The following is a 24179-nucleotide window of genomic DNA, read 5'->3' as shown; positions in this document are numbered from 1 at the left end:
AGGAGAACTTATGAGTGAAAAAATTTTACTAATTGACGGACACAGTATACTGAACAGGGCTTTTTACGGCCTGCCGGATCTTACCAACGCGGAGGGGCTGCACACCAATGCCATCTACGGCTTTTTAACCATATTATTTAAGACACTGGAAGAGGAGAATGCCCAGTATCTGACCGTTGCCTTTGATGAACACGCACCTACTTTCCGGCACAATATGTATGAGGCTTACAAAGGGACGAGAAAGCCTATGCCCCAGGAACTGAGGGAGCAGGTTCCCATTATCAGGGATGTCCTGGAGGCTATGGGAGTAACGATTGTCTCCAGGGAGGGCTACGAGGCAGATGATATCCTTGGCACTCTGGCCAGAAAGGGAGAGGCGGCAGGTATGGATGTCACCGTGCTTTCAGGAGACCGGGATCTGCTGCAGCTGGCAACGGAGCACGTGAAAATCCGGATTCCCAAGACCAGAGGGGGCAAGACAACCGTAGAGGACTATGACGACAGGGGGGTGCTGGAGGCTTATCAGCTGACGCCGCCCCAGATCATTGAGCTAAAGGCCCTTATGGGTGATTCTTCCGACAACATACCGGGTATACCGGGGGTAGGGGAAAAAACAGCCACTAAGATTCTGCTGGAGTATGGGACCATTGAAAATGCCTATGCCCATGTGGAAGAAGTCAAGCCCAACAAGGCAAAGGAATCCTTAAAGGAACACTACGACCTGGCTAAGCTGAGCAAGGAACTGGCAACCATCTGTACAGACTGTCCCCTGGATTACAGCTTTGAGGAGGCCAGACTGAAGGATTTGTTTACCCAGGAGGCCTATGAATGGTTTAAGGAATTAGAGTTCAAAAACCTTTTAAACCGCTTTGAGAGTCCCTCATCTAAAAATCAGGCAGAGGAGCATTTTCAGAGGATTACCGATCTCTCACAGGCAGATGCCTTTTTGTCTAAGGCAAAAAAAGCTGACCGGGCCGGAGTGCACCTTCTTCTGGAGAAGGGAGAGGTTTTGGGTCTTGGAGTGGCCCTGGGAGAAACGGAGAAGACAGAAGCAGCATTTTTCCCTGTGGAGGGATTTCTCACAGAAAGATATCTTCTGGAACAGCTGGAAGGGATCTGCAGGGGGGCTGGGCAGACAGCTTCTCTGAATGTGAAGGAGATGCTCAGTAAGATACAGATTGAAGAACACACCAGGATGTTCGACGGAGGAATCGCCGCCTACCTTCTGAATCCTCTGAAATCCGCCTATACCTACGACGATATTGCCAAGGAGTACCTTGGACTTATGGTGCCTGCCCGGGAAGATTTGCTGGGAAAAGTTTCCTATAAAAAAGGGCTGGAGGAGAAAGAAGAGGAAGTGACTGTGAGCTGCTGCTACATGGCGTATGTGGCGCTGGCCGGTATAGAGCCTTTGACAAAAGCTCTGGAGGAGACAGGGATGCTTTCCCTTTTCCGCGAGATGGAGATGCCTCTGTTATTCACACTTCATGACATGGAAGCAGCAGGGATCCAGGTGGAAGGGGAGGAACTGAAGGAGTACGGAAGCCGTCTGGAGGTCAGGATCAAAGAGCTGGAGAGTATTATTTACCAGAAAGCGGGGGAGGAATTCAATATCAATTCTCCCAAACAGCTGGGGGTTATCCTTTTTGAGAAGATGCAGCTTCCCGGGGGGAAGAAGACGAAGACCGGCTATTCCACGGCTGCTGATGTCCTGGACAAACTGGCGCCGGATCACTCTGTGGTTGCGGATATTCTGGAGTACCGCCAGCTGACTAAGCTAAAGTCCACCTATGCGGACGGGCTGGCAAATTATATTGGTGAGGATGGAAGGATCCACTCGAATTTTAACCAGACGATAACGGCAACGGGGCGCATCAGCAGCACAGAGCCCAATCTTCAGAATATTCCGGTGCGCATGGAGCTTGGGCGCCTGATTCGAAAGGTATTTGTGCCCAGGGAGGGCTGTATCTTTCTGGACGCAGACTATTCCCAGATTGAGCTGCGGGTGCTGGCCCATATGTCCGGGGATGAAAAACTGATACAGGCTTACAGCGAAGCCCAGGATATTCACCGCATGACAGCCTCTCAGGTCTTTCACGTACCCTTTGACCAGGTGACGGATCTTCAGAGACGCAATGCCAAGGCAGTGAACTTTGGAATCGTATACGGCATCAGTTCCTTTGGCCTGAGTCAGGACCTGAGTATTACGAGAAAAGAAGCTGCCCAGTATATAGAGAATTATTTTGAGACGTACCCCAAAATCAAAGGGTTTCTGGATGGCCTGGTAAAGCAGGGAAAGGAGCAGGGGTATGTGACCACCCTGTTCGGAAGAAGGCGTCCGGTTCCGGAGCTTAAGTCCAGTAATTTTATGCAGAGATCCTTTGGGGAGCGGGTGGCCATGAATGCGCCTATTCAGGGAACTGCCGCGGATATTATAAAGATTGCTATGATTCGGGTCAATGAGGCCCTTAAGGAGAGAAAACTGAGGACAAGGCTGGTTCTGCAGGTTCACGATGAACTCCTTTTGGAAGTGTATGAGGAAGAACTGGAGGAGGTGTCCCGTATCCTGGAAAAGGAAATGAAGCAGGCTGCGGACCTGGCAGTGTCTCTGGAGATAGATATGCATACCGGAAGAAACTGGTATGAGGCCAAATAGGGACGTGAAATAAAGGTAGAATTCCGCTGTAACTTATGATAAAATGCTTTCGTGGGTGTCCGAAACCGGGAAGGGTGGGGCACCCCGGCAGGAGGAGGAAGCGTATGAGAGTGATTGGAATCTCCGGAGGCGTGGGCTCCGGAAAAAGTTCCGTGCTGAACTATATTGAAGAGAATTATGACGCCAGAGTGGTGCAGGCAGATGAAGTGGGGTATCTCCTGATGCTTCCCGGCGGTGACTGCTATCAGGAAGTAATTGAGCTGTTCGGAGAGTGGATTGTGATGGAAGACGGCACTCTGGACAGAATGAAGATTGCAGAGATTGTATTTCAGAAAAGAGAGATGCTGGACCGGCTGGATGGTATTATCCACCCGGCGGTGAAGGAATACATAAAAAGGGAAGTGGCCAGGGCAAGAAAAGAAGATGTGCCTTACTTTTTTATAGAGGCAGCTCTGCTGATAGAGGAAAAATACGATGAAATCTACGATGAGCTCTGGGTGGTATACTGTGAGCCTCAGGTGCGCAGAGAGCGCCTGCGGAATGACCGGGGGTATACAGATCAGAGAATCGACGAGATTCTGGCCAATCAGCTCAGCGATGATGAATATGAAGCTGCCGCAGACTTTGTACTTTACAACAGCGAGGATGTGGAGCATACCCATTTACAAATCGACCGAAGGATGAGAAAATATGAAACTATGTAGTATAGCCAGCGGCAGCAGCGGGAACTGTATCTGTGTAGGCAGTGACAAAACTACCCTGCTGGTAGATGTGGGCATCAGCAAGAAAAAAGTAGAGGAAGGGCTCAACACCATTGATATGACAGGGCGGGATGTGAACGGGATTCTGGTTACCCATGAGCACTCGGACCATATCAAGGGACTTGGAGTATTTGTACGGAAGTATGAAGTGCCTGTGTACGCTACGCCGGGAACCATTGAAGAGATTAAAAGATGCAGTTCCCTGGGAAAACTGCCGGAAGGCATTTTCCGTCCCATTGAGGCGGATGAGAATTTTGAGATAGAGGATTTGAAGGTAGAGCCGTTTACTATTTCCCATGATGCAGCCCAGCCTGTGGGATATAGGATCCGCCATCAGGACAAGTCTGTGGGGATTGCCACGGACCTGGGAAAATACACGGACTATATTGTGGAAAAGCTGGCCGGATCGGATGTGCTGCTTTTGGAGGCAAATCATGATGTGAATATGCTTCAGGTGGGGCCGTATCCCTACTATCTGAAACGGAGGATACTGGGAGAGCGGGGACATCTGTCCAACGAGCTGGCCGGGCGGCTTCTGTGTGAGCTGCTCCACGACAACCTGAAGTCTGTGATGCTGGGACATCTGAGCAAAGAGAATAACTACGAGAAACTGGCTTATGAAACTGTATGCGCGGAGGTGACCATGGGGGATAATCCTTATCACTCCAAAGATTTCCCCATACAGGTGGCACACAGGGAACAGGCATCAGAAATGATCTGCTTTTAAAGCTTTCATACATAGGAGGATGTGAAAAAATGAAAAAAACCATTATTACTGTAGTAGGAAAAGATACGGTTGGAATTATTGCAAAAGTATGTACGTACCTTGCGGAAAATCAGGTAAATATTCTGGACATCTCCCAGACAATTCTGGATGGATTTTTTAATATGATGATGATTACAGACGCGACCAAATCTCCCAAAGAGATCGGGGAGATGGGAAAAGAACTGGAAAAGGTGGGAGAAGAGATCGGTGTTATGATTCGCTGCCAGCATGAGGATATTTTTAACAAAATGCACCGGATCTGAGACGGAAGATGCAGGATTGACAAAGGAAGGATAAGTACATGATTAATATATTTGAAGTACATGAAACCAACAAGATGATCGAACAGGAGAATCTGGATGTACGTACCATTACACTTGGCATCAGCCTTCTGGACTGTATCGATTCCAGTCTGGAGGAGGTAAACCGGAAGGTGTATGAGAAAATCTCCCGTTTGGCCAGAAATCTGGTAAGCACAGGGGATGAGATTGAAAAAGAATACGGGATTCCCATTGTAAATAAAAGAATTTCCATCACCCCGATCTCCCTTGTGGGGGCCGCCGCCTGCAAAACGCCGGAGGATTTTGTGACACTTGCGCAGACGCTGGATCAAGTGGCAAAAGAGGTGGGAGTGAATTTTATCGGGGGATACTCTGCTCTGGTGTCCAAAGGGATGACTCCTGCTGACGAGATGCTCATCCGGTCTATTCCAAAGGCCCTTTCAGTGACAGAGCGGGTATGCAGTTCCGTGAACCTGGGCTCCACCAAGACAGGAATCAATATGGATGCGGTTAAGCTTATGGGTGAGATTATCCTGGAAACCGCAGAGTATACCAAAGAGCAGGACTCCCTGGGATGCGCCAAGCTGGTGGTATTCTGCAATGCACCGGATGACAATCCCTTTATGGCAGGGGCATTCCACGGCGTCACAGAGGCAGATGCCATCATCAATGTAGGCGTCAGCGGACCTGGGGTTGTGAAGACCGCACTGGAAGCTGTGCGGGGAAAAGACTTTGAGGTGCTGTGTGAGACAATTAAGAAAACCGCTTTTAAGGTCACGAGAGTAGGTCAGCTGGTAGCTCAGGAAGCATCCAGAAAGATGGGGATACCATTTGGCATCATCGATCTGTCTCTGGCGCCGACTCCGGCTGTGGGGGACAGCGTGGCAGAGATTCTTCAGGAAATCGGCCTGGAATACGCCGGGGCACCGGGAACCACAGCAGCCCTGGCCCTTCTTAATGACCAGGTAAAAAAAGGCGGGGTAATGGCATCCTCCTATGTAGGAGGCTTAAGCGGGGCATTTATTCCCGTAAGCGAGGACCAGGGCATGATCGATGCAGTGCTGGCCAATGCCCTCACCCTGGAAAAATTGGAGGCAATGACCTGCGTTTGCTCCGTAGGGCTGGATATGATAGCCATACCGGGAGATACTAAGGCATCTACCATATCCGGGATTATAGCAGATGAGTGTGCCATTGGTATGGTGAATCAGAAGACTACAGCAGTAAGGCTGATCCCTGTGATTGGGAAAACCGTGGGTGATACCGTGGAATTCGGGGGTCTGCTGGGATATGCACCAGTTATGCCGGTAAACCAGTATTCCTGCGAAGCCTTTGTAAACCGGGGAGGAAGAATCCCGGCGCCCATACACAGCTTTAAAAATTAAAATACAAAAGGGGACAGGGCAGTCTGAAAATGGGACACCCTTCTTCTATTTTGGGACGTGTTCCTCGCAGAAGGAACACGTCCCCTTTTTTCCTTTTTAACTTCCTGAATGGGCATAAATCCTGCGTATTTGGTAGATTTTAAACCTTTTCTATCATGATATAATAAATCTATATAGGTATAAGACAGGAGGAAAAGAAGACATGAGAGGGAAAAGAAAAATGCGTTTTCTGGCCATGCTGATGGCGGTGATCATTGGCGTTACATCACTGTCTGACTCAGTTTTGGCAGCCTTCAGCAGTACGGCGCAGGAAGCTGACGCCAGGGATACGCTGAAGAAGCTGGAAGAAGGTCAGGAGATTGATGCCCAGGATGCCAAATATATATTGGAACATTTGGGTTTATTTAACGAGGACGGATCCGCAATTACATCAAAAATTGTTATGGATCAAAAGGAATATTCTCTGGAGGAGATTAAGGAGTATCTGCAGGGAGATTCTGTGGATCTTAAGAAGAAGGTGTCTGTGGACGGCACGGAGCTGACCCTGGAAAATGTCCAGACTATGCTCCGGATTGAGGAAGAGCTGTCTAAGTATCAGGAGACATATTTCCCGGAACATACGGGGGAGTATACACCGGAGATGGAGGCTACTATCTCTTCTCTTTTGATGCAGCTAAACGAGGGAAAGCTTTCCATCAAATCTAAAAATGAAGCCAAAGTGATTAACCGTAATATGAAGCTTACAGTGGATGAGTCTGCGTCGGCGAATCCTGGGGAGGAACTTACCGTCAATGTAACCATTCCTGAGGCGGTCAGCCATACGATTTATGTGGACTACAGGACCATGGACGGTCTGGCAAAAGCAGGGACGGATTATAAGGAAAAGAAAGGGGTTTTGCGTATTCCCGCAGGGGAGACTGCCGCATCCCTAAAGATTCCTACTATGAATACCATTCAGGATACTAAGGAAGAGACCTGGTGGAACGGAGAAAAAAGTTTCTATGTGGAATTTACAAACGTAACTGGTGCGGCTTTTGCGGACGGCAAGAGTTTTCAGTATACCCGGGCCGGGATCAAGGGAAATCTGGGGGATGCAGACAGTGCTGCCTGGAAGACAACAACCTATACCACAGAGAATCCCAATTATGATCCGGATATTCCCATATCACCCAAATATCTGGTCTACTATGGATTCTATGTACCCCAGCAATATGCAAAAATAATTAATTTTCTGAAAGGAAAGATGGAAGGCGGAAATAATGCCGGTCAGATGTTTCTGGATTTGGGAACATTGAGTGAGGATAAGACATCTTTGAAGGAGACATGGGGAAGCCTCAGTGGTTTTCAATATGGATCGTCGGAAGAAGATTTTGTGGCAGATCTGGCAGATTCAGGACTGCCGGAATATTTGAAAAACGGGGGATATAAAAAGGAAGTAGGGGCACAGGCCACTATGCGGTACGTGTCGCTGGACTCCATTACCCCCATATGTAAGCCTGTAACCGGGACAAAGGCAACCGTAAGACCGGCGGAAACCGACAAGACCTATTATGAGGGGTCAATGATCCCCTGCATCTTACAGACAGAGGGAAATGTGCCTCTGGGCGGGCCGGTTACTATTCTGGACGACGGCAGTCTGCGTACAGACGACGGCAGAAGATTTGGTGACAGCTTTTCTTGCCTGCTCACAGCAGAACAGTATGAAAAAGTAACTTCTATGTGCAAGGATAAGCAAACCTCTCAGCCGAACTTTGACCGGGCGGATTACAGTTGGTCCCAGGAACCCGGCTTGGGAGCAGAGGAGATGGGCAAAGGAACAATATCCTTTCAAGGCTTCGATACTGCCAATAATAAAATAGATGCAGCAGCCCCTAAGTATGTGCAGGACTATATCACAGGAATTTCTGTGGACAAGCAGTCTTATGATCCAGGTGCGGCAGGGGAACAGACCGTTACCGTAACTGTTACATACGACAATAACACACCCAATGACGACTGGCTGTGGAACGACTATGCCAATGACTTCAATAAAGACGGAAAGGAGTCCATTGATCGTCTGAAAGTAAGCCTGGACGGCGGAGCTACCTTATATCAGCTTACCCCCTCACTGGATGATAAAAATGATCCGGTGAAGGATGGAAAGCTTACGGCTCAGATCCCCCTTCCGTATAATACAGGGGGAGAGGAGCGGACTTACCGGGCCGAACTATTTTTGATGCCCGGGGCGGACGCAATAACAGATCCTCCAATCACCGGTGTAAAGACCGACTATTCCTGCCTGATGGGGGACAACCATCTTGCAGAGTTCAAGGTAAAGCCCGTCACGCTTATCAAAGAGGGGGAACTGGAGCTGGGAGAACTCCCCGACGGCAATGTGCTGTATATGGTCCAGGAAGAAGCAACTCAGCTTACCTGCAATGTGACCACTGAGAACCCCACGTTTCCCGGTGTAGAGTGGACCAGCAGCAATGAAGAAGTGGCTCTTATTAACCGCACCACCGGAGTGATTACTCCAAAGGCAGAGGGTGAGGTACAGTTTACAGCAACTGCCTACAATCGGAAGGCCGCACCGGCGGTATCTATAGAGACTCCTGTGATGACTGTGGTGAATGACGGTCCCCCTGCCATTGCAGTGCCAAAAGGCATGAATATTGTACATGCCAGAAAGAACAGTAAGGCTGCCATTTACTGGATGAGCAATCTGAACGGGAAAGAAAACAATCAGATCTATACTGTAGATTTATATGAGGGGGACTATACGGATAAAGCTGCTCCGCTTCCCGAAAAAGACAAGATTATTAAGAGCTATGAATTTACAGAAACGGTAACCGGAGAGATTGAAGAGAATGTTCTCACCAAAGTTTCTAAGGATGGACTTCCCACTTACACGTTTGTAGTACATACACCGAGTCCGGACAACCCTGAAAAGGTGCTGACAGGAAGAGGCGGCATCATAGTAGCTCCCATTCCCGCATCTGTGCGCCTGACTGCGCCTGAAAGTCTCTATGTGGTAGATAAAGAGACCGAAAGTTTTCCGGTGTCATGGACCCTTGCGGACACAGAAGAGGACTATGAGTTCCAGCTCTCCGTAAAGAAAAACGGTGAGGAGATGAAAACTGTAACGGAGGGTACTTCCACCTCCTTTTCCATTGATGCAGTGGGAAAACAGGATCTGAAGGATGTCTACACTGTGACTGCGAAGGTGCGCAACAAAGGAACCGAAAATGATCTTTGGTCCACAGATTCCTATATGGTGCAGGCTTACCGGGATGGAGCCTTTGCCTTTGACGTAGAAGGCGAAAAAGTGGAAGACGGCGGGACTGTTACTATTAATAACGAGGATCGGATCGCTGTTTTGAAGAAGTATGACGGAGACTGGACAGATGCGGACAGCGATGCCATTGTAAATATGAACCGTGAGATCTCATTGGATAAAAGTGTGAAGATTCTGGACGGCAATATCTGGAATATGGCTGCAGACCGCTTTGCATGGTCCTCCGGGGACAGTTCTGTGATGCCTCTGTACCGGAAGGACAGCAACGGTTATACAAACGTGGAAAAGCTGGCCAGCCCTTACCAGGCGCCGGATCGGGAATTTATGATGTCCGGAAAGCAGGACGGAACAGCGACCGTTAAGGCTGTGCACAGCCGTACCGGCAGGGAGATCCAGCTGACGGCTGAGCTTACCACCCTGAAAGATAAACTGTATCTGTTCCAATTTACTCCCATGCAGGAGACCACCTTTACCTACGTAAGGAAAGACGGCAAAACCGTTACGCTTCATACGAATGACAAGGGACAGGCAGCGGTGTATGATCCGGATGGGATTCAAAATCCTGTGGAGGCCCGTTCCGGTTCCGAAAAGACTACACTGTATCTGGGAACAACGCAGGCGGATACTCTGGTTTCTTCTGAGAAAGATAAAGGGCGGAATGAGCTATATCCGGTCAACTACATCACCCTGGATGAGGCAGCGCATGTAAAACTGTATCTGAAGGATGAAAAGGGAGATCCCTATACGGGAAAAATTACCTATACCGGTGGTCTCTATAAAAATGGCAAATATTGTCCTCTTGTGCAAAACGGCGGTACAGATAACCGCCTGGAAGCAACTCTGGGGAAAGACGGAGAGCTGGAACTCTTCTACGATGTTTCCAAGTTCTACAGCGAGGATGAGGATCCTCATACCCAGCTGATTGCAGGGGATTATCTGAAGTTTGTCTACGACATCCGTACATCCGGGGATACCTATCTTCCCCAGATACTTACCGTGGACAGCTATTCCAAGGCGAGACAAGCCAGCTTTGGCGACAGCATTATTAATCTGAAAAAGAACACAGATACTTCTAAGAAAGCCTATATTTCTGCCCAGGCGGTAGCCTATCCTAAAAACGGGTCTATAAGCATTCTGGACAGAAAGGATGCCATCGGCTGCTCCACCCAGTATCCGAGTGTCTCTCTGGAGACAGAGATGCTTTGCTGGGGGCTTGATACAGCTTCTGACTTCCAATGCTCGTTGATTGATGAGGAGCAGAAAAAGATGGGGCGTCAGGAATATAAAGTAGAGAAATACCCATTTACGGACTTTATTGTGGCATCTAATACCACACCTATTGATGAGAATGCGGGAATTGCCCAGGGCAGTTCCAAACGTCTCACGGCCCAGCTGTATCAGGAAGGAAAAATGGTAAGATCGGTTCCCCTTTCCTTCCAGGTGACTAATATGATCGGCATTGATGTAACCCAGGAAAAACAGTTTAAGCCGTTTACCGTAGATGTCAACCTGAAGCAGGGAACTGCGGGAAATGCGTCCTCTCAGGGCGGAGAAGTAGCCAGCAAAGGACTTTCAAAGTTCAACACAGGGCTGGATACCCCATTCTTTAAACTGACGGTGACGCCAACGGTAGATCCATTCGTATTCCATGCATTTGCAGGGTATGATATCGACCTTCTGGGAATGGATACGGATATGGTCATGAATCCTGTGGACTGCGATACCACAGGGGCCAATGCCTCTGCCTTTGTGGCAGCTATTATGGGGGACGGCAGTACCTTAAAAGACCGTTTCCAGAATAAGATGAACAAAACTATGAGCAAGCCGGGAGACACTGACTTTGGCGGCAGGGCAGCTGGCTACATGGCAGGCGACATTATTTATAACACAGAGACGCATTCTTTTGAATTCGTGGTCACGGACAGCGGTTTTACCCTGGGCGGTAAGCTTGGTTACCACTGGACCTTTAATTCTGTAGTGGGATTTGTTCCGATTACAGCAGAATTCGCTCTGGGGGCGGCCATAGAGCTGGATTATAAGGCCATGGGAGCTTATTCAGAGGAAACTAACAAATTTGGATCAGATATTCTAACCACACTCAGGGTAAATGCTTACCTGCGGGCATTTGCAGGATTTGGCTTTGATGTAGCCATTGTGGCACTTAAGATAGGTATGTTCGGGCAGATTAACATGGAACACTACAGTCAGTTCCTGAGCCGGACCTACCGGAAGACGGATAAGCAGCTTCAGGGCCACAGAACAGAACTAACCGGCATCATAGGAATTGAATTTATACTGAAGGTATTCTTTATCAAATACAGGAAGACGCTGGCTTCCACGAACCTTCCCTCACTGACTTTCTACAACGGCAGATGGGATGAGATCCAAAATTGGATCGCGCAGTCCGGGCTTCCTGACTGGGGAGGCAATATTACGCCGAAAGCGATGATGCTGTCAGAAGACGGCGCATTGACAGAGGTGGCAAATTCCATTAGTTTGGAGGACAGAAGCTACCTGAACCGGGCAGCCCCTTTCTCCCTGGAAGATAACCACGCTTCTGCGGATATCCTTCAGGCACCGACGTATCCCTACGGTTATCCTCTGGTTACCAGGGACGGTGAACTCACGGTTGCGCTGAGTGACCAGGGCTCTTCGGATCTGAACGAGACCAGGGTGTACTGGTCTTCCGGTTCTGTTGCCCCCTCTCAGGAGATTCCTGTGGAATGGAAAGCAGAAGAAGAGACCGATACGTCTGATCTTGAGATCCTTATGCCGAATTATCAGGGCAGTGCAGATGAGTCAAATAGCAAAGATGCCAAGACAGGCAGTGCCGTAAAGACGCCGGACTCGAATGTGTCTCTTTCAGGAACCGGCAGCTTTGCAGTCGCTGCATGGGAGAAATTGAGAGGTCCTGTCACTATGGACCAGGAGGGAGAATATTCCAGCAAAGAGGCCTCCCTGGCAGCCTCCCAGATGATGAATGACACGGAAATCGTAGCTTCTGTCTATGATGGAAGCAAATGGACGTCCACTCGTCTGACCAATAATAAAAATGCAGATATGGCTCCTCAGGCGGCAGTCAACGGCAGCAATGCTGTGGTAATCTACCGGAGTATGGCCAGTTCCAATCTGGACGATCCTCTCAGCAATGATGTTATGGACGAACTGTGGTACAGCCGCTACAGCGGGGGAACCTGGTCCGAACCGGCGCCTTTATACCGGGAAACGAACGGAACCATCAGTGCCCTTGAGGCAGTAATGGACGGGGATGGAAACACCGGAATCACCTTCACTGTAAAACGGGACGATATATCTTCAGAGGAGGAAGTAAGCGATACCTTCTTCATGGGGCTCAACGCGGATGATACGATTACGGATTCCGTCCGCCTTACACTGGGAGAGGGAACCAATGAAAATGCGAAGATTACGACTGCCAGGATCGACGGCAGAAACCAGTTTATCACGGCATGGTATCAGAATCAGTATGACGAGGATCTGGACTCTGCTATAGGCGATATCTGTTTTAAAGTGCTTGACAGCAACGGAGTGGTGAAAACCGATTTCCCGGACAGTCTGAGCAGGATGAATACAAACAGCGACATGGCCATCGGCAGCAAGTTCGAATTTGTAAAGACAACAGGGGATTCTCTGAAAGATACAGGACTTGCCTGGGCAGCTTCTGATATCACGCCGAGAGAAGATTCTCTGGAAGAAGTAGAAAAAGATCTGCTGTATGTATCCATGTTTAAGGATACCGAGAACGGTATCGTTATGACTCCGGGAGCTGTTGCGGCAGATCCGGGAGACTATACCTCTGTGGACAGCTTTACTGTGTGGACAAAGGACGGCAGAACCCTGGAGAGTATGCTTTTAGGAACCTACTATGATTCTTCCAATGCCTCTCTGGCAACGGTTTACGAGGGACAGCCGGTGAATACGGCGGAAGACACGTCCCTTCTCATGAAAGGAAGCACCTCTCTGGGCAACAGTATTACGGTGGACCATGTGAGCTTTGAAAATGAGGCCCTGCGGAAGGGAACTCTGCTGCCTCTCTCCTTCTATGTTGTAAACGGCGGGTGCGAGACAGTACAGAAAATAAAAGTCACAGCAGGGGACACAGTTCTGGCAGAACAGAAGGTATCTCTCCTGCCCGGCAATGATATGATAATCAACGGAAGCTATCCGGTGCCTGCGGAGGAAGGGGCTAATATTGCTGATCTGGAATATAAGCTAACAGCCACCTTTGAAAACGGAAGCGAAAGTACAGAAGGTACGGTGGTTCTTGGCACTCCGGATGCGGGTATTACGGCAAATGACGTAAATATCCTGAAGGAGCAGGAGGAACAGAGGGAATTCCAGCTGCAGTTCTACAATGACAGCGCCAATGCCCTGGCTAAGACGGGCTATAACGTAAAACTGGGATTCTATAAGAGCAGCGGGGCTGATGTGGCAGCTGATGTGAAACTGCTGTCTGAAGCCAAAGAGACACAGGAACCCATGGGAACTGGTGTGTATCAGCTGACACCGGAACAAGTGGCTCTCATGGACAAAGACGGATTAAGCATGAACTTCTCCTATCAGCTGACTGAGGCTGATACCCTTCCTCTGAACCTATACGCAAAAGTATGGCTGGAGGATGAGAATGGGGATCAGGTAATGGACAGAAACGTACTCAACAATGACAAAGTAATCAAGTTCCAGGATTTGGTGGATAAAAACAATGGAAACCAATTCCTGGTAGAAAATGATGTCAGTGTACAGGGAGATACTGCCCAGGCAACTGTGACGGTGAAGAATCTGGCCAGAACAAGAGCAGAGAATCTGAATATTTTGTCCGGCTTATACGATGAGTCCGGGAAACTTCTAGAGACGAAGTATCTGGCTGAGGCTCAGGATGAACTTCTGAATCTGGACGAGGAAGGCGTGGGAACGAAGGTACTCACCTTTGAACAGCCGGGAGCTTTTGTGCGTTCCACTGTACTTCATCAGAATTTTGACAAGGCAGATGCCTCCCTTCAGAGTCTGACAGCAGATGAGGTAACCTTTGAAACTGCATTTGACCCGGATAGCCAGGAGTACAAGGGAAAGGCGGAAAATCTTACCAATACAGTGATCACAGCAATAGGCAGCCATCCGGAAGCCGCAGTCACCATCAACGGCCAGTCTGCTCAGAACGGCACACTACAGGTGCCTCTCACTTTTGGGGAGAACATTATTACGGTGGAGGTTACTCCGGCAGAAGAAGGAATGAGTCCGAGAACTTATAAACTGATCATTTATAACGAAGAGGTAAAAAGCACAGGGTATCTGACACTGCAGCGGACAGGCGATCAGCCGGAGATCCAGTGGTATGGAACACCCGTAAGCTACAAAATAGGACTGCCGGAAGGGATAGAAGATAAAGGATTTGTCTCTTACCGGTTTACCACAGACAGCGGCAAGACCTGGAGTGAAGAACTTTCCTGGAAAGAGGGAAAAGACAACCTGATTGAGATTACAGGAGAGGGAGTCTATGACAATCAGATCTCCGTACGGCTGTTCAGAGAAGACGGAAGTTATCTGGAGAGCTCGCCAGTCTCTGTCAAATTGGATCTGACACCGCCTGTGATTACAGAGGTAACCTATGAAAAATTAGACGCAGATGGCAGTGTAATACCTGAGGGAACAAAGGATGCCAACTGGAACGGGGATCTGAGAATACTGGTACACACCAGCGATACACTCTCCGGAATCAAAAAAGTGATGGGTGTGATGGAAGAGGAACCGAAGACAGAGTACACGGCGCAAATGCAGGAAGAAGGAATCTACTCCTTTACTGTGTCTCCGTCCTACCGGGGAAATATCCTTCTGACGTCGGAAGATGAGGCAGGCAACACAGTTAAGAACTCTGTGAGGGTTAATGTTGACAACAAAGTGCCGGTAGGCCTGCTCTTTGAGACAAAAGTAAGCGAGACAGAACCCACAGCCGATCCGGTAACCGTAGAAATCAAGACCATTCATCCGGATATGGCTGCGGACAGCATTGAGTATTCCATAGGGGATGAAGAACATTGGAAGGATTATAAAGAACCTCTGGTGATTGAAGAGAATACGGTAATCTTCTACCGGGCAAAAGATACCTCAGGCAATCAGACAGAGACACAGACTTTGACCATCGCCAACATTGATAAAAACCGGCCGATCCTGAAACTGACCATATCCGGAGATCCGGAAGGCTGGAACGCAGGAGATGTAATGGTGACAGCAGCCAATGAAGGAAAGATACTGGGTGAGCCAGAGTTCTATTACCGTGAAAAAGACGGAACAAAGGATAGCGGCCAGTGGAAACAGATAGAGGCTGACGAAGAGAAGACATATCGGGTTGCCTTCACAGAAGAGGGAGAGAAGACCTGGGAATTCAAGGCAGTCTCCCCTGCAGGCATCGAAAGTGAAATCAAGGACGCAGTGATCCGCATCGACCGTACCTTGCCGGAAGGTGTACTGAAGATCGGCACTGAGAGCTGGGATAAACTTCAGGCTAAGAGCGGTAAAACCATACAGCGGGGCAGCAATCCATCCATGAGAATCACCTCCAGGGACGAACTCTCAGGCATCAGAAGCGTAGAATACGCAGTAAGCTCCCAGAGAATTACAGACGTATCCAAGATGGGCGAAGCAGAAGGCTTTACCTGGAAAGCATACCGGTCTTCTGCTGATGTACCGCTGAACAAAGACAAAGTAACCATAGTATACGCCAGAATCACAGATAAGGCAGGAAATGTTACCTATCTCTCCTCCGACGATTACAAATATGTAAAATCAACAAATGTAATTTCAAAAATAAAAGATGTACTCACTGGCAGCATTGCTACCGGGGATGCAGCACCGATTGCACTCTTTGTCATACTGCTGCTGGCAGCAGCAGGGGGGATTATTGTGCTGATTGTAAGACGAAAGAGAAAGGCGTAAGTACTTAAACTGAATTGGGGACGTGTTCCTTCTGCGAGGAACACGTCCCCAATTTTATTTTTGTTAAAATTTTAACTTGACAAAAATGGTTAGAATGATCTAACCTATACCTGGGAATACTAAATGTTATGTTAAATTGCAATGAGGAGGTTGTATGTATGAGAATTTTATTTTTTGATACGAAAACTTATGACAGGGAATCTTTTAATAAACAGCTGGAACATTATCCGGGGATTACCATTGATTATTTAAAGGCGGATCTGGCTCCCAAGACGGCTCCCCTGGCTAAGGGATATGATGCTGTCTGCGCATTTGTAAGTTCTGATGTGGGATCCGAGACCATGGATGCCCTCCATGAGGCGGGAATCAGTCTTGTTTTGATGCGCTGTGCCGGATATAACAATGTAGATCTGGATAAGGCGAGGGAATATGGCATTCAGGTGATGCGTGTGCCCGGATATTCTCCGGAAGCTGTGGCGGAGCATGCCATGGCGCTGGCACTCACCGCCAACCGCAGGATTCATAAGGCGTATGTAAAGGTGAGGGAAAATGACTTCAGCCTGGGCGGTCTGATGGGCTTCAACTTCTATCAGAAAACGGCGGGAATCGTGGGAACTGGTAAGATTGGGGCAGCTATGGCAAAGATTTGCCGCGGATTCGGTATGAAGGTCATTGCTTATGACGTGTATCAGAATCCAGAGCTGGATTTTGCAGAGTATGTTACTCTGGATGAATTGCTTTCCAGAAGCGATCTGATTTCTCTTCACTGCCCTCTCATGGACAGCACCTATCATTTGATTAACCGTGAGACCATTGCCAAGATGAAGGATGGGGTGATTCTGGTCAATACCTCCAGAGGCGGTCTGGTCAAGACAGCGGATTTGATTGAGGGCATCCGGGCGCGGAAGTTCTTCGGGGTCGGACTGGATGTATATGAGGAAGAGACCAATAATGTATTCGAAGATCGTTCTGACGAGATTCTGGAGCATTCCACAACGGCACGGCTTTTGTCCTTTCCTAATGTTATGATTACTTCCCACCAGGGATTCTTTACTCAGGAAGCCCTGGCAGCTATTTCCGGCACAACTCTGGACAATGCGGTTGCATTTGATGAGGGAAGGGAAAATGGAAATGAAGTAAAAGGGTAAGTAAGCCCTAAGCCAGCAGAACGCCCCGGGTCAGCTCATGGCTGAATTCCCGATGGAATTTGGAGACCAGTATGCTTTCATATAAATTGGAAGCAAAAACTTCTTTTTGAAATAACCGGTATGCCTGGGGAGTGAGAAGCTCTTTTGCGGCAGCAGGGCGGGAAATCACAGGAATCCGCCCTGCTTTTTTTATTTCAGCAAGAAGAGGTGCAGCCTCCCTGCGAAATCCCAGGATACGGGCGTAAGGCGTCTGCTGAGGGATATCCTCCGGGCTGAGCTCCAAAAGAATGTGCAGCAGGGCCCTGCTGATCCTGGTGTAGGTCAGCTCTTTTGTTTTAAGAACCTCCGTAAAATAGGAAAAGCTGTCGCATTGATTCTGCCGGTTGATTATACGTCTGGCCAGATCCTCGGACACATCCTGAAAGCGCAGGAGACTTTTTTTGCTGCCCCCGGAAGATTCCAGAAGCAGCTTATAGCGAAGAAGAGAAGAAAAATCGTCCTCTGTCACCGGACCGTTTGTCCCAAGGACATTGGAAAATATTTCAAAGGAGGCAGGCGGCATATGACACTCCAGTACAGAGAGATTTTCACCGGTCTCTATTGCTCTGCGGATAGCGCTTGCAGAGCTAAAATTTGCTCCCAGTTCCCGGTCATGATATCCGCAGTCTTTTCGCTGTATGGTCAGGGGGCATATGGGACTGTCCAGGGCCGCCAAAGCCTTGCAGTACTCCACCCCAAGGATATTGTTGGGGGAGGAGAGGAGCGCCAGGCTTTGGCGTGGCTCTTCTCCCTGTTCAGTGAGGAAGGCTTCCAGTGCTTCCTGGCGGGCGGCAGGAAAAGATTTCCCGGTTTTTAGGCTTTCTTTTAACGCCAGGGAGTAAGAGGCGGGTTCCTCCCAAAGCAGTGCAGCCGTTTTCTGAAACGGCAGAATCTCTCCGGATTCACTGCCGAAGCACAGACAATCCACGACTCCCAGGCTGTCCAAAAGTGTTACGGCCCCCCGGGCGAAATATTCAGCGCTTCCGGTGGCATAGCAGACAGGAAGCTCAAGCACCAGGTCTCCGCCGCATTTCAGGGCCATTCTAGTGCGGGTATATTTGTCAAGAACAGCGGGCACCCCTCTCTGCACATAATCTCCGCTCATGACAATAATGACATAATCAGCCCCTGTGAGACGACGGGCTTGTTCCATATGATAGGCATGGCCGTTGTGAAATGGATTATATTCTGTGATCAGAGCTACTGTTTTCATAGACGCGCAGGTCTCCCCTCTAAAATTATGGTATCTTTTATTTGACTGCATTATACGCAGAACCGAAATAAAAATCAAGAGAAATAAGAAGTCTGCCGCCTTTTAGAGTGTATGAAATCGGAAATCCCAGGTAATAATCCATGTATTGAATTAAATACAATTTTGCCGTCTTTAGGGGAATGAAAACCTTGTGCCTGTAAATAAAAGGTTGTATAATTATGATATGTGAGGCTTTCCAGGGAATTGGTAGCTTCCGAAATCAGGAAGAAAAGGTGAAAACCAGCAGAAGAAAGGAGTCAAAAAAATCATGGGATTTATTGACGTAATTAAAGAAAGAGCAAAATCAAATAAGAAAACAATTGTACTTCCGGAGACCGAAGACCGCCGAACATATGAGGCAACAGCTCAGATTCTAAAAGAAGGAATTGCCAACGTAGTTCTTGTAGGAAGTGAAGAAGAAGTAAAAAAAGGAAGCGAAGGTTTGGATATCAGCGGGGCTGTTATCGTTGACCCGGCAACTTCTGATAAAACAGCCGGTTACATAGACAAGCTGGTAGAATTAAGACAGAAAAAAGGCATGACACCGGAGCAGGCTAAGGAAATCCTGTTAAACCAGTATTTATACTACGGTGTTATGATGGTAAAAATGGGCGACGCAGACGGAATGGTATCCGGTGCCTGCCACTCAACAGCAGATACCTTAAGACCCTGTCTCCAGATTCTGAAGACAAAACCCGGTACTAAATTAGTATCTGCATTCTTCTTAATGGCAGTGCCTGACTGCGAATATGGTGCAAACGGTACTTTCGTATTTGCAGATTCCGGTCTGAACCAGAACTCGAATCCGGAAGAACTGGCAGCTATTGCAGCATCTTCTGCAGAATCCTTCCAGTTATTAGTTCAGGAAGAACCAGTTGTTGCTATGTTATCCCACTCCACCATGGGCAGTGCAAAGCATGCTGACGTAGATAAAGTAGTGGAAGCTACCAAGATTGCAAAAGAACAGAATCCGGAACTGAAGTTAGACGGCGAATTCCAGCTGGATGCTGCCATTGTTCCAAGCGTGGGACAGTCAAAAGCTCCCAACAGCCCGGTAGCCGGAAAAGCTAACGTGCTGATTTTCCCGGATTTGGACGCAGGTAACATCGGATACAAATTAGTACAGAGACTTGCAAAAGCAGAAGCTTACGGACCTGTGACACAGGGTATCGCAAAACCGGTAAACGACTTATCCAGAGGATGCTCTGCTGAGGATATCGTTGGTGTTGTTGCCATTACTGCTGTACAGTGCCAGGCTGAGTAAGGAATAATAAATCTACGGAGGAAATTAGAAAATGAATGTATTAGTAATCAACTGCGGAAGCTCTTCCCTGAAATTCCAGTTAATCAATTCCGATACAGAGGCAGTGCTTGCCAAAGGCCTCTGCGAAAGAATCGGTATCGACGGCCGCCTGGTGTACCAGCCGGCAGACGGTGAAAAAGAAGTGACAGAAGCTGCTATGCCTACACACAAACAGGCCATTCAGATGGTCCTGGACGCTCTGATGAATGAGAAGACAGGTGTGATCAAGAGCCTGACAGAGGTAGATGCTGTAGGTCACCGTATTGTACACGGGGGCGAGAAGTTTGCTTCCTCTGTGGTTATCGACGGCGAGGTTTTACAGGCAGTAGAAGAGTGCAATGATCTGGCTCCTCTTCACAATCCTGCAAACTTAATCGGTATCCGCGCATGCCAGGAACTTATGCCGAACACACCAATGGTAGGTGTATTTGACACAGCCTTCCATCAGACAATGCCTGAAAAAGCATATTTGTACGGGCTTCCCCGCAAATATTATGAGCAGTATGGGGTGAGAAGATATGGATTCCACGGAACCTCCCACAGCTTTGTATCCAAGAGAGCAGCAGAGTTCCTGGGCAAAAAGGCAGAAGATCTGAAGATCATTGTCTGCCATTTAGGCAACGGCGCTTCCGTATCCGCAGTAGATCACGGCAAATGCGTGGACACTTCCATGGGACTTACTCCTCTGGAAGGTCTGATTATGGGTACACGTTCCGGTGATCTGGATCCGGCGATCCTTGAGTTTATCAGCAAAAAAGAAAATCTGACGCTGTCAGAGGTTATGAATGTATTGAATAAAGAATCCGGTATGTTAGGCTTATCCGGCGGAATCTCCAGTGACTGCCGCGACATCCAGGAAGCTGCAGACGCAGGCAATAAAGCGGCCATCAGCACCCTGGAAGCTTACTGCTACCGTGTTAAAAAATACATCGGCGCATACGCTGCAGCCATGAACGGTGTGGATGTAATTGCATTCACAGCAGGACTGGGAGAGAACGCAGCTGAGATCCGCAAAGGTGTGTGCGAAGGCCTGGAATACCTGGGCGTGGAATTCGACAAAGAGGCGAACAACTGCAGAGGTGTTGAGAGAGTTCTCACCAAAGAATCCTCCAAAGTTACGGTAGTATCCATTCCTACCAACGAAGAACTTGCCATCTGCAGGGAGACAGTTGGGCTGGTAAAATAAGAATACGTATGTTCTGACTAAAAAAGACAAGGGAGAATGCACAATACCAGTGTATCTCCCTTTCTCTATTTCTTCCTCTCAAACCGGCGTTTTTGAAACCTATTTGGCTCTGTTACCCGGAACATATCTAGCGGATTTTCTTCATAAATTTCCTCTTAAGACAGATACACCAGACTGCGGAGAGCAGAAGCGAAATAAGAAGAAACCGAAAGCTGCTGTCTCTCATCCCTCTGCCCATCCAGAAGGAGGGAAGAAAAGAGGCCAGGCAGGCATATGGCCCTCTCACAAAATAGGGGACTGCAATCCCCAGTGTCATCAGTGATGACAGCTTTGTCACAGCCATGCCCTCCAGCTTATTAGAGGACAGAGAGACAATGAGCATACCAATGATTAGCCCCTGGGCAGAACCCGCAGCTGACAGCAAAAGAAGCATTGCCGGGGGTAGTTTGGAAAGCTGGAACAGGGGCAGGAGTATGCAGGTAATGAAAAAGGCAAGGGCTGACGGAATTCCCAGGCGGGCGGTAAGGTAGCCGCATTTGCCCAGAGGGGTAATAAAGAGATATCCGGCAATGCGGTCATCTGTCTCCTCCAGTACCACCATGGCGGCCACAAAGCAGTACATAGTGGGAGAGAGAACAGAAAAGAAAAGATCAAAAATGCCGTAATAAAAGGTGGGAATAAAGGACAGAGCCGGAATTCCCAGCCGAAAAAACAGTCCGCACAGAATAGGGGCAAAGCAGGCGGCAAACAGCATCATATCTCCCCGGATGGCCAGCAGCATCTGCAGAAACCCTGTTTTTATTGCTCTCATAATTTGACACCTCCCAGAGTCTGAAACATTTTCAGCGTACTTTTCATTCCCACCCAAAACAAAAGGATGATGATCAGAAGTAATAATAATATGCCGGGGATGACAGCGCTGGTATTTCCCATCAGCAGCTGTATTCCCACAGAGACAGGATAATAGCGGAGTACATCCGGACCAATTCCGAAGAAATAAAGCAGAGCCGGCACAAAACACACCATCTCTATGGGTACGGTGTACAGCAAAAACTGATTCAGGCTGGAGATATGTGCAGCGGCAATGATCCCCAAAAGTGTAAAAACTGCAGACAGCAGTCCGGTGCCGGCGGCAATAAGAGGAATGTGCTCCATCCCCATACTCAGAGCAAGAATCAGGGCCACAATGACCGAGAGTACTCCCAGGGAAATTATTTTGGAAATTATGTATTCCCGGACGGTTACCGGTGATACTGCCAGGGCATTTACTACACGCTGGCTTTTTTCCAGAAGAATAACGGCTCCCATAAAGAACAGCCCCATAGCAGCCGGATCGGAGAAAATCAGTATAACCGCAGTTCCGGTACGCCAGGCCGGGGGCAGAGCGCCCAGCAGTACAAGGTACAGCACGGTCAGTATGGCGTAAATCATATAGATACCGTATTTGATCTGGAAACAAATGTCCCAGAAAATCAGATGCAGCAGTCTCATACCAGTGTCCTCCCTGTGATATCCATGAAAATGTCATTGAGTGTAGGCTCGCTGCTGTGTATGGACAGAAGCCGGTTCTCTTTTATGAGGGAAAGAAGAAGAGCATCCCCGGAGACTTGCTGCAGGGGGCAGGTAATGGTGCGCTCTCCCTTATCATAATAGGTATAGGTGATTCTGGCTGCGCCTCTGGACATGATCAGATTGTGGGGGCTGTCCAGAGCACAGAGCCTTCCATTTACGATAAAGGCTACTCGGTCACAGAGTTCCGCAGCATCCTGCATATTATGTGTAGTCAGAACTACCGTTTTGCCTCTTTCTTTTTCTCCAAGAATCAGGTCTTTCATCAGGCGGCTGTTCGTGGGGTCCAGTCCGCTGGTGGGCTCATCCAGAAACAGTACCTCCGGATCGTGGAGCAGGGATTTGATAAACGTAAGCCGGGATTTCATACCTTTGGAGAATTCGGATACCCGTTTGTCTCCGTCCCGCTCCAGACCTACAGTTTCCAGCAGCTCGTCGGCAGAGCGGGGCTGCTTTCGGTAGAGAGAGGCAAAAAATTGCAGATTCTGTCTGGCAGTCAGCTTTTCATATAAAGTCGGAAATTCAAAATCCACACCGATGGTTTCGTAAAACCGGCCTGTATGGCGGCGGCATTCCATCCCGCCGATGGATGCGGAACCCTTATAGCTGGTAATCATACCGATCAGTATTTTCTGAAGTGTTGTTTTCCCCGCCCCTGAGGGACCCAGGAAGCCAAAGATTTCTCCCTGTTTAACCGAAAAAGTCATATCTGTGATAAAGGGAGTTCTGGTGTAGCTGAAAGACAGCTGTTTTACTTCTATCATTTGAAAAATACCTCCATACTATCTGACTAAAATAATATATATAGTCAAAATAAAATTAATGTTATGTCCGGCAAATCAAGACTGCCGGACGGGTTACTGTAACAGCTGGATAGCCAGACCCCGAAGCAGAAGCTTCAGAGCTTCGTCATAATGTTTGTCCTCCAATTCCTCCTTGTGGAGAGTGGCAAAGAAAAGTTCACGGAATGCCGCGCTGTATACGGCTGTATCCTTGTCAGAGTCCACAGCCAGAGCTGAGAATAGTCTCTCTACAATGGAATGGTCCTGATTCAGGTGTTCTTCCAGGACATCCCTGGGGAGTCTGCGAGCCAGAAGCTCCACTTCGTCGGAATGAATCATTTTTAGGATAGGCATCTTCTCCGCTGTCTTAAAAAATTGGAAGAATACATCTGCAAGTGCCTCGGGAGTAAGTCTTTCCCGGTTCAGACCGGAGACTGTATCCAGAAGCTGTGTCTCTAACTTGTGGTGCAGTTCCAGAATTACCTGAAAAAATAAGAGTTCTTTGGATGGGAAGAAGAGATAAAAGGTTCCTTTAGGGATCTTAACCCTTCCCACAAGCTCATCTACAGTAGTGCGGCGAATCCCATATTGGTCCAGACATTTGGCGGCCTCCTCCTTTAGACGGCGGACAATGTAAGCCTTTTCTTCATCGGAGTAACGTTTTGGCATAATAGCCTCCTTTTTGACTAAAAAAGTTTGTACAGTCATTATAAGCCTGGGATCATTCGTTGTCAACCGGCTGTGTTATCCGGTGTTGTTAACTTGTGATAATGTCACCTTAGGATTCACTTATGAAAATGTCACTTTTGTGGAACCTATAATAGTATGA

The 24179-nt window shown here is 48.4% G+C and carries 14 protein-coding genes; 9 read left to right on the top strand and 5 right to left on the bottom strand.

Annotation, left to right across the window (positions count from 1 at the left end; translation table 11 throughout):
* The first annotated feature begins 10 nt into the window (after positions 1–10).
* The 7 genes from polA to GKG41_RS19515 all read left to right on the top strand — a co-directional run bounded on the left by polA (position 11) and on the right by GKG41_RS19515 (position 17219).
* The gene (gene polA, locus GKG41_RS19545) at positions 11–2656 is read left to right on the top strand and encodes a DNA polymerase I (RefSeq protein ID WP_154261517.1); all 2646 of its coding nucleotides are present in this window, start codon (positions 11–13) and stop codon (positions 2654–2656) included.
* A gap of 104 nt (positions 2657–2760) precedes the next feature.
* Entirely contained in the window at positions 2761–3360 is a 600-nt protein-coding gene (gene coaE / locus GKG41_RS19540) for a dephospho-CoA kinase (protein WP_154261516.1), read from the top strand.
* Positions 3347–4144, top strand: a complete 798-nt coding sequence (locus tag GKG41_RS19535; protein WP_154261515.1) for an MBL fold metallo-hydrolase — start codon at positions 3347–3349, stop codon at positions 4142–4144. Before coaE ends, GKG41_RS19535 begins: the two co-directional genes overlap by 14 nt.
* A 29-nt stretch (positions 4145–4173) precedes the next feature.
* Positions 4174–4446 (top strand): ACT domain-containing protein, encoded by a 273-nt coding sequence (locus GKG41_RS19530; protein WP_072852192.1) that lies wholly within the window; start codon positions 4174–4176, stop codon positions 4444–4446.
* Positions 4447–4484: 38 nt separating this feature from the next.
* On the top strand, positions 4485–5849 hold the full coding sequence (locus GKG41_RS19525; protein ID WP_154261514.1) for a PFL family protein: 1365 nt from the start codon (positions 4485–4487) through the stop codon (positions 5847–5849).
* Between the two features lie 202 nt (positions 5850–6051).
* Positions 6052–16071, top strand: a complete 10020-nt coding sequence (locus tag GKG41_RS19520; protein ID WP_154261513.1) for a Calx-beta domain-containing protein — start codon at positions 6052–6054, stop codon at positions 16069–16071.
* Positions 16072–16229: 158 nt separating this feature from the next.
* Entirely contained in the window at positions 16230–17219 is a 990-nt protein-coding gene (locus GKG41_RS19515; RefSeq protein WP_154261512.1) for a 2-hydroxyacid dehydrogenase, read from the top strand.
* Between the two features lie 7 nt (positions 17220–17226).
* Here the strand turns inward: GKG41_RS19515 and GKG41_RS19510 are convergent, their stop codons facing one another.
* Complete coding sequence (locus GKG41_RS19510) at positions 17227–18471, bottom strand: nucleotidyltransferase (protein WP_154261511.1); 1245 nt, start codon at positions 18469–18471, stop codon at positions 17227–17229.
* 307 nt (positions 18472–18778) lie between these two features.
* On the opposite strand from GKG41_RS19510, the gene pta reads away from it, so the two are divergent.
* Positions 18779–19774 (top strand): phosphate acetyltransferase, encoded by a 996-nt coding sequence (pta, locus tag GKG41_RS19505; RefSeq protein WP_154261510.1) that lies wholly within the window; start codon positions 18779–18781, stop codon positions 19772–19774.
* A 31-nt stretch (positions 19775–19805) separates the two neighbouring features.
* Positions 19806–20999, top strand: coding sequence for an acetate kinase (locus tag GKG41_RS19500; RefSeq protein ID WP_154261509.1), 1194 nt, complete (start codon positions 19806–19808; stop codon positions 20997–20999).
* A 127-nt stretch (positions 21000–21126) separates the two neighbouring features.
* Here GKG41_RS19500 and GKG41_RS19495 read toward each other — a convergent pair whose 3' ends face one another.
* From GKG41_RS19495 to GKG41_RS19480, 4 genes are all read right to left on the bottom strand, one after another.
* The gene (locus GKG41_RS19495) at positions 21127–21810 is read right to left on the bottom strand and encodes an ABC transporter permease (protein ID WP_154261508.1); all 684 of its coding nucleotides are present in this window, start codon (positions 21808–21810) and stop codon (positions 21127–21129) included.
* A complete protein-coding gene (locus tag GKG41_RS19490) occupies positions 21807–22490 on the bottom strand; it encodes an ABC transporter permease (RefSeq protein WP_154261507.1) in 684 nt (227 codons plus the stop codon). The genes GKG41_RS19495 and GKG41_RS19490 overlap by 4 nt, the downstream gene beginning before the upstream one ends.
* Positions 22487–23332, bottom strand: coding sequence for an ABC transporter ATP-binding protein (locus GKG41_RS19485; protein WP_154261506.1), 846 nt, complete (start codon positions 23330–23332; stop codon positions 22487–22489). The genes GKG41_RS19490 and GKG41_RS19485 overlap by 4 nt, the downstream gene beginning before the upstream one ends.
* A gap of 93 nt (positions 23333–23425) precedes the next feature.
* Positions 23426–24019, bottom strand: a complete 594-nt coding sequence (locus tag GKG41_RS19480; RefSeq protein ID WP_154261505.1) for a TetR/AcrR family transcriptional regulator — start codon at positions 24017–24019, stop codon at positions 23426–23428.
* Between the last annotated feature and the right edge of the window lie 160 nt (positions 24020–24179).

The organism is Lactonifactor sp. BIOML-A5 (assembly GCF_009677585.1).
GTDB lineage: Bacteria > Bacillota > Clostridia > Lachnospirales > Lachnospiraceae > Lactonifactor.
The sequence above is the reverse complement of the archived record's forward strand: the minus strand, read 5'-3'. Positions and strand labels throughout refer to the sequence as shown.

Coding starts and splice junctions, on each gene's coding strand:
- polA (WP_154261517.1), top strand. CDS start 11: ATGAGTGAAAAAATTTTACTAATTGACGGACACAGTATACTGAACAGG.
- GKG41_RS19480 (WP_154261505.1), bottom strand. CDS start 24,019: ATGCCAAAACGTTACTCCGATGAAGAAAAGGCTTACATTGTCCGCCGT.
- pta (WP_154261510.1), top strand. CDS start 18,779: ATGGGATTTATTGACGTAATTAAAGAAAGAGCAAAATCAAATAAGAAA.
- GKG41_RS19510 (WP_154261511.1), bottom strand. CDS start 18,471: ATGAAAACAGTAGCTCTGATCACAGAATATAATCCATTTCACAACGGC.
- GKG41_RS19530 (WP_072852192.1), top strand. CDS start 4,174: ATGAAAAAAACCATTATTACTGTAGTAGGAAAAGATACGGTTGGAATT.
- GKG41_RS19515 (WP_154261512.1), top strand. CDS start 16,230: ATGAGAATTTTATTTTTTGATACGAAAACTTATGACAGGGAATCTTTT.
- GKG41_RS19535 (WP_154261515.1), top strand. CDS start 3,347: ATGAAACTATGTAGTATAGCCAGCGGCAGCAGCGGGAACTGTATCTGT.
- GKG41_RS19495 (WP_154261508.1), bottom strand. CDS start 21,810: ATGAGAGCAATAAAAACAGGGTTTCTGCAGATGCTGCTGGCCATCCGG.
- GKG41_RS19490 (WP_154261507.1), bottom strand. CDS start 22,490: ATGAGACTGCTGCATCTGATTTTCTGGGACATTTGTTTCCAGATCAAA.
- GKG41_RS19525 (WP_154261514.1), top strand. CDS start 4,485: ATGATTAATATATTTGAAGTACATGAAACCAACAAGATGATCGAACAG.
- GKG41_RS19485 (WP_154261506.1), bottom strand. CDS start 23,332: ATGATAGAAGTAAAACAGCTGTCTTTCAGCTACACCAGAACTCCCTTT.
- GKG41_RS19520 (WP_154261513.1), top strand. CDS start 6,052: ATGAGAGGGAAAAGAAAAATGCGTTTTCTGGCCATGCTGATGGCGGTG.
- coaE (WP_154261516.1), top strand. CDS start 2,761: ATGAGAGTGATTGGAATCTCCGGAGGCGTGGGCTCCGGAAAAAGTTCC.
- GKG41_RS19500 (WP_154261509.1), top strand. CDS start 19,806: ATGAATGTATTAGTAATCAACTGCGGAAGCTCTTCCCTGAAATTCCAG.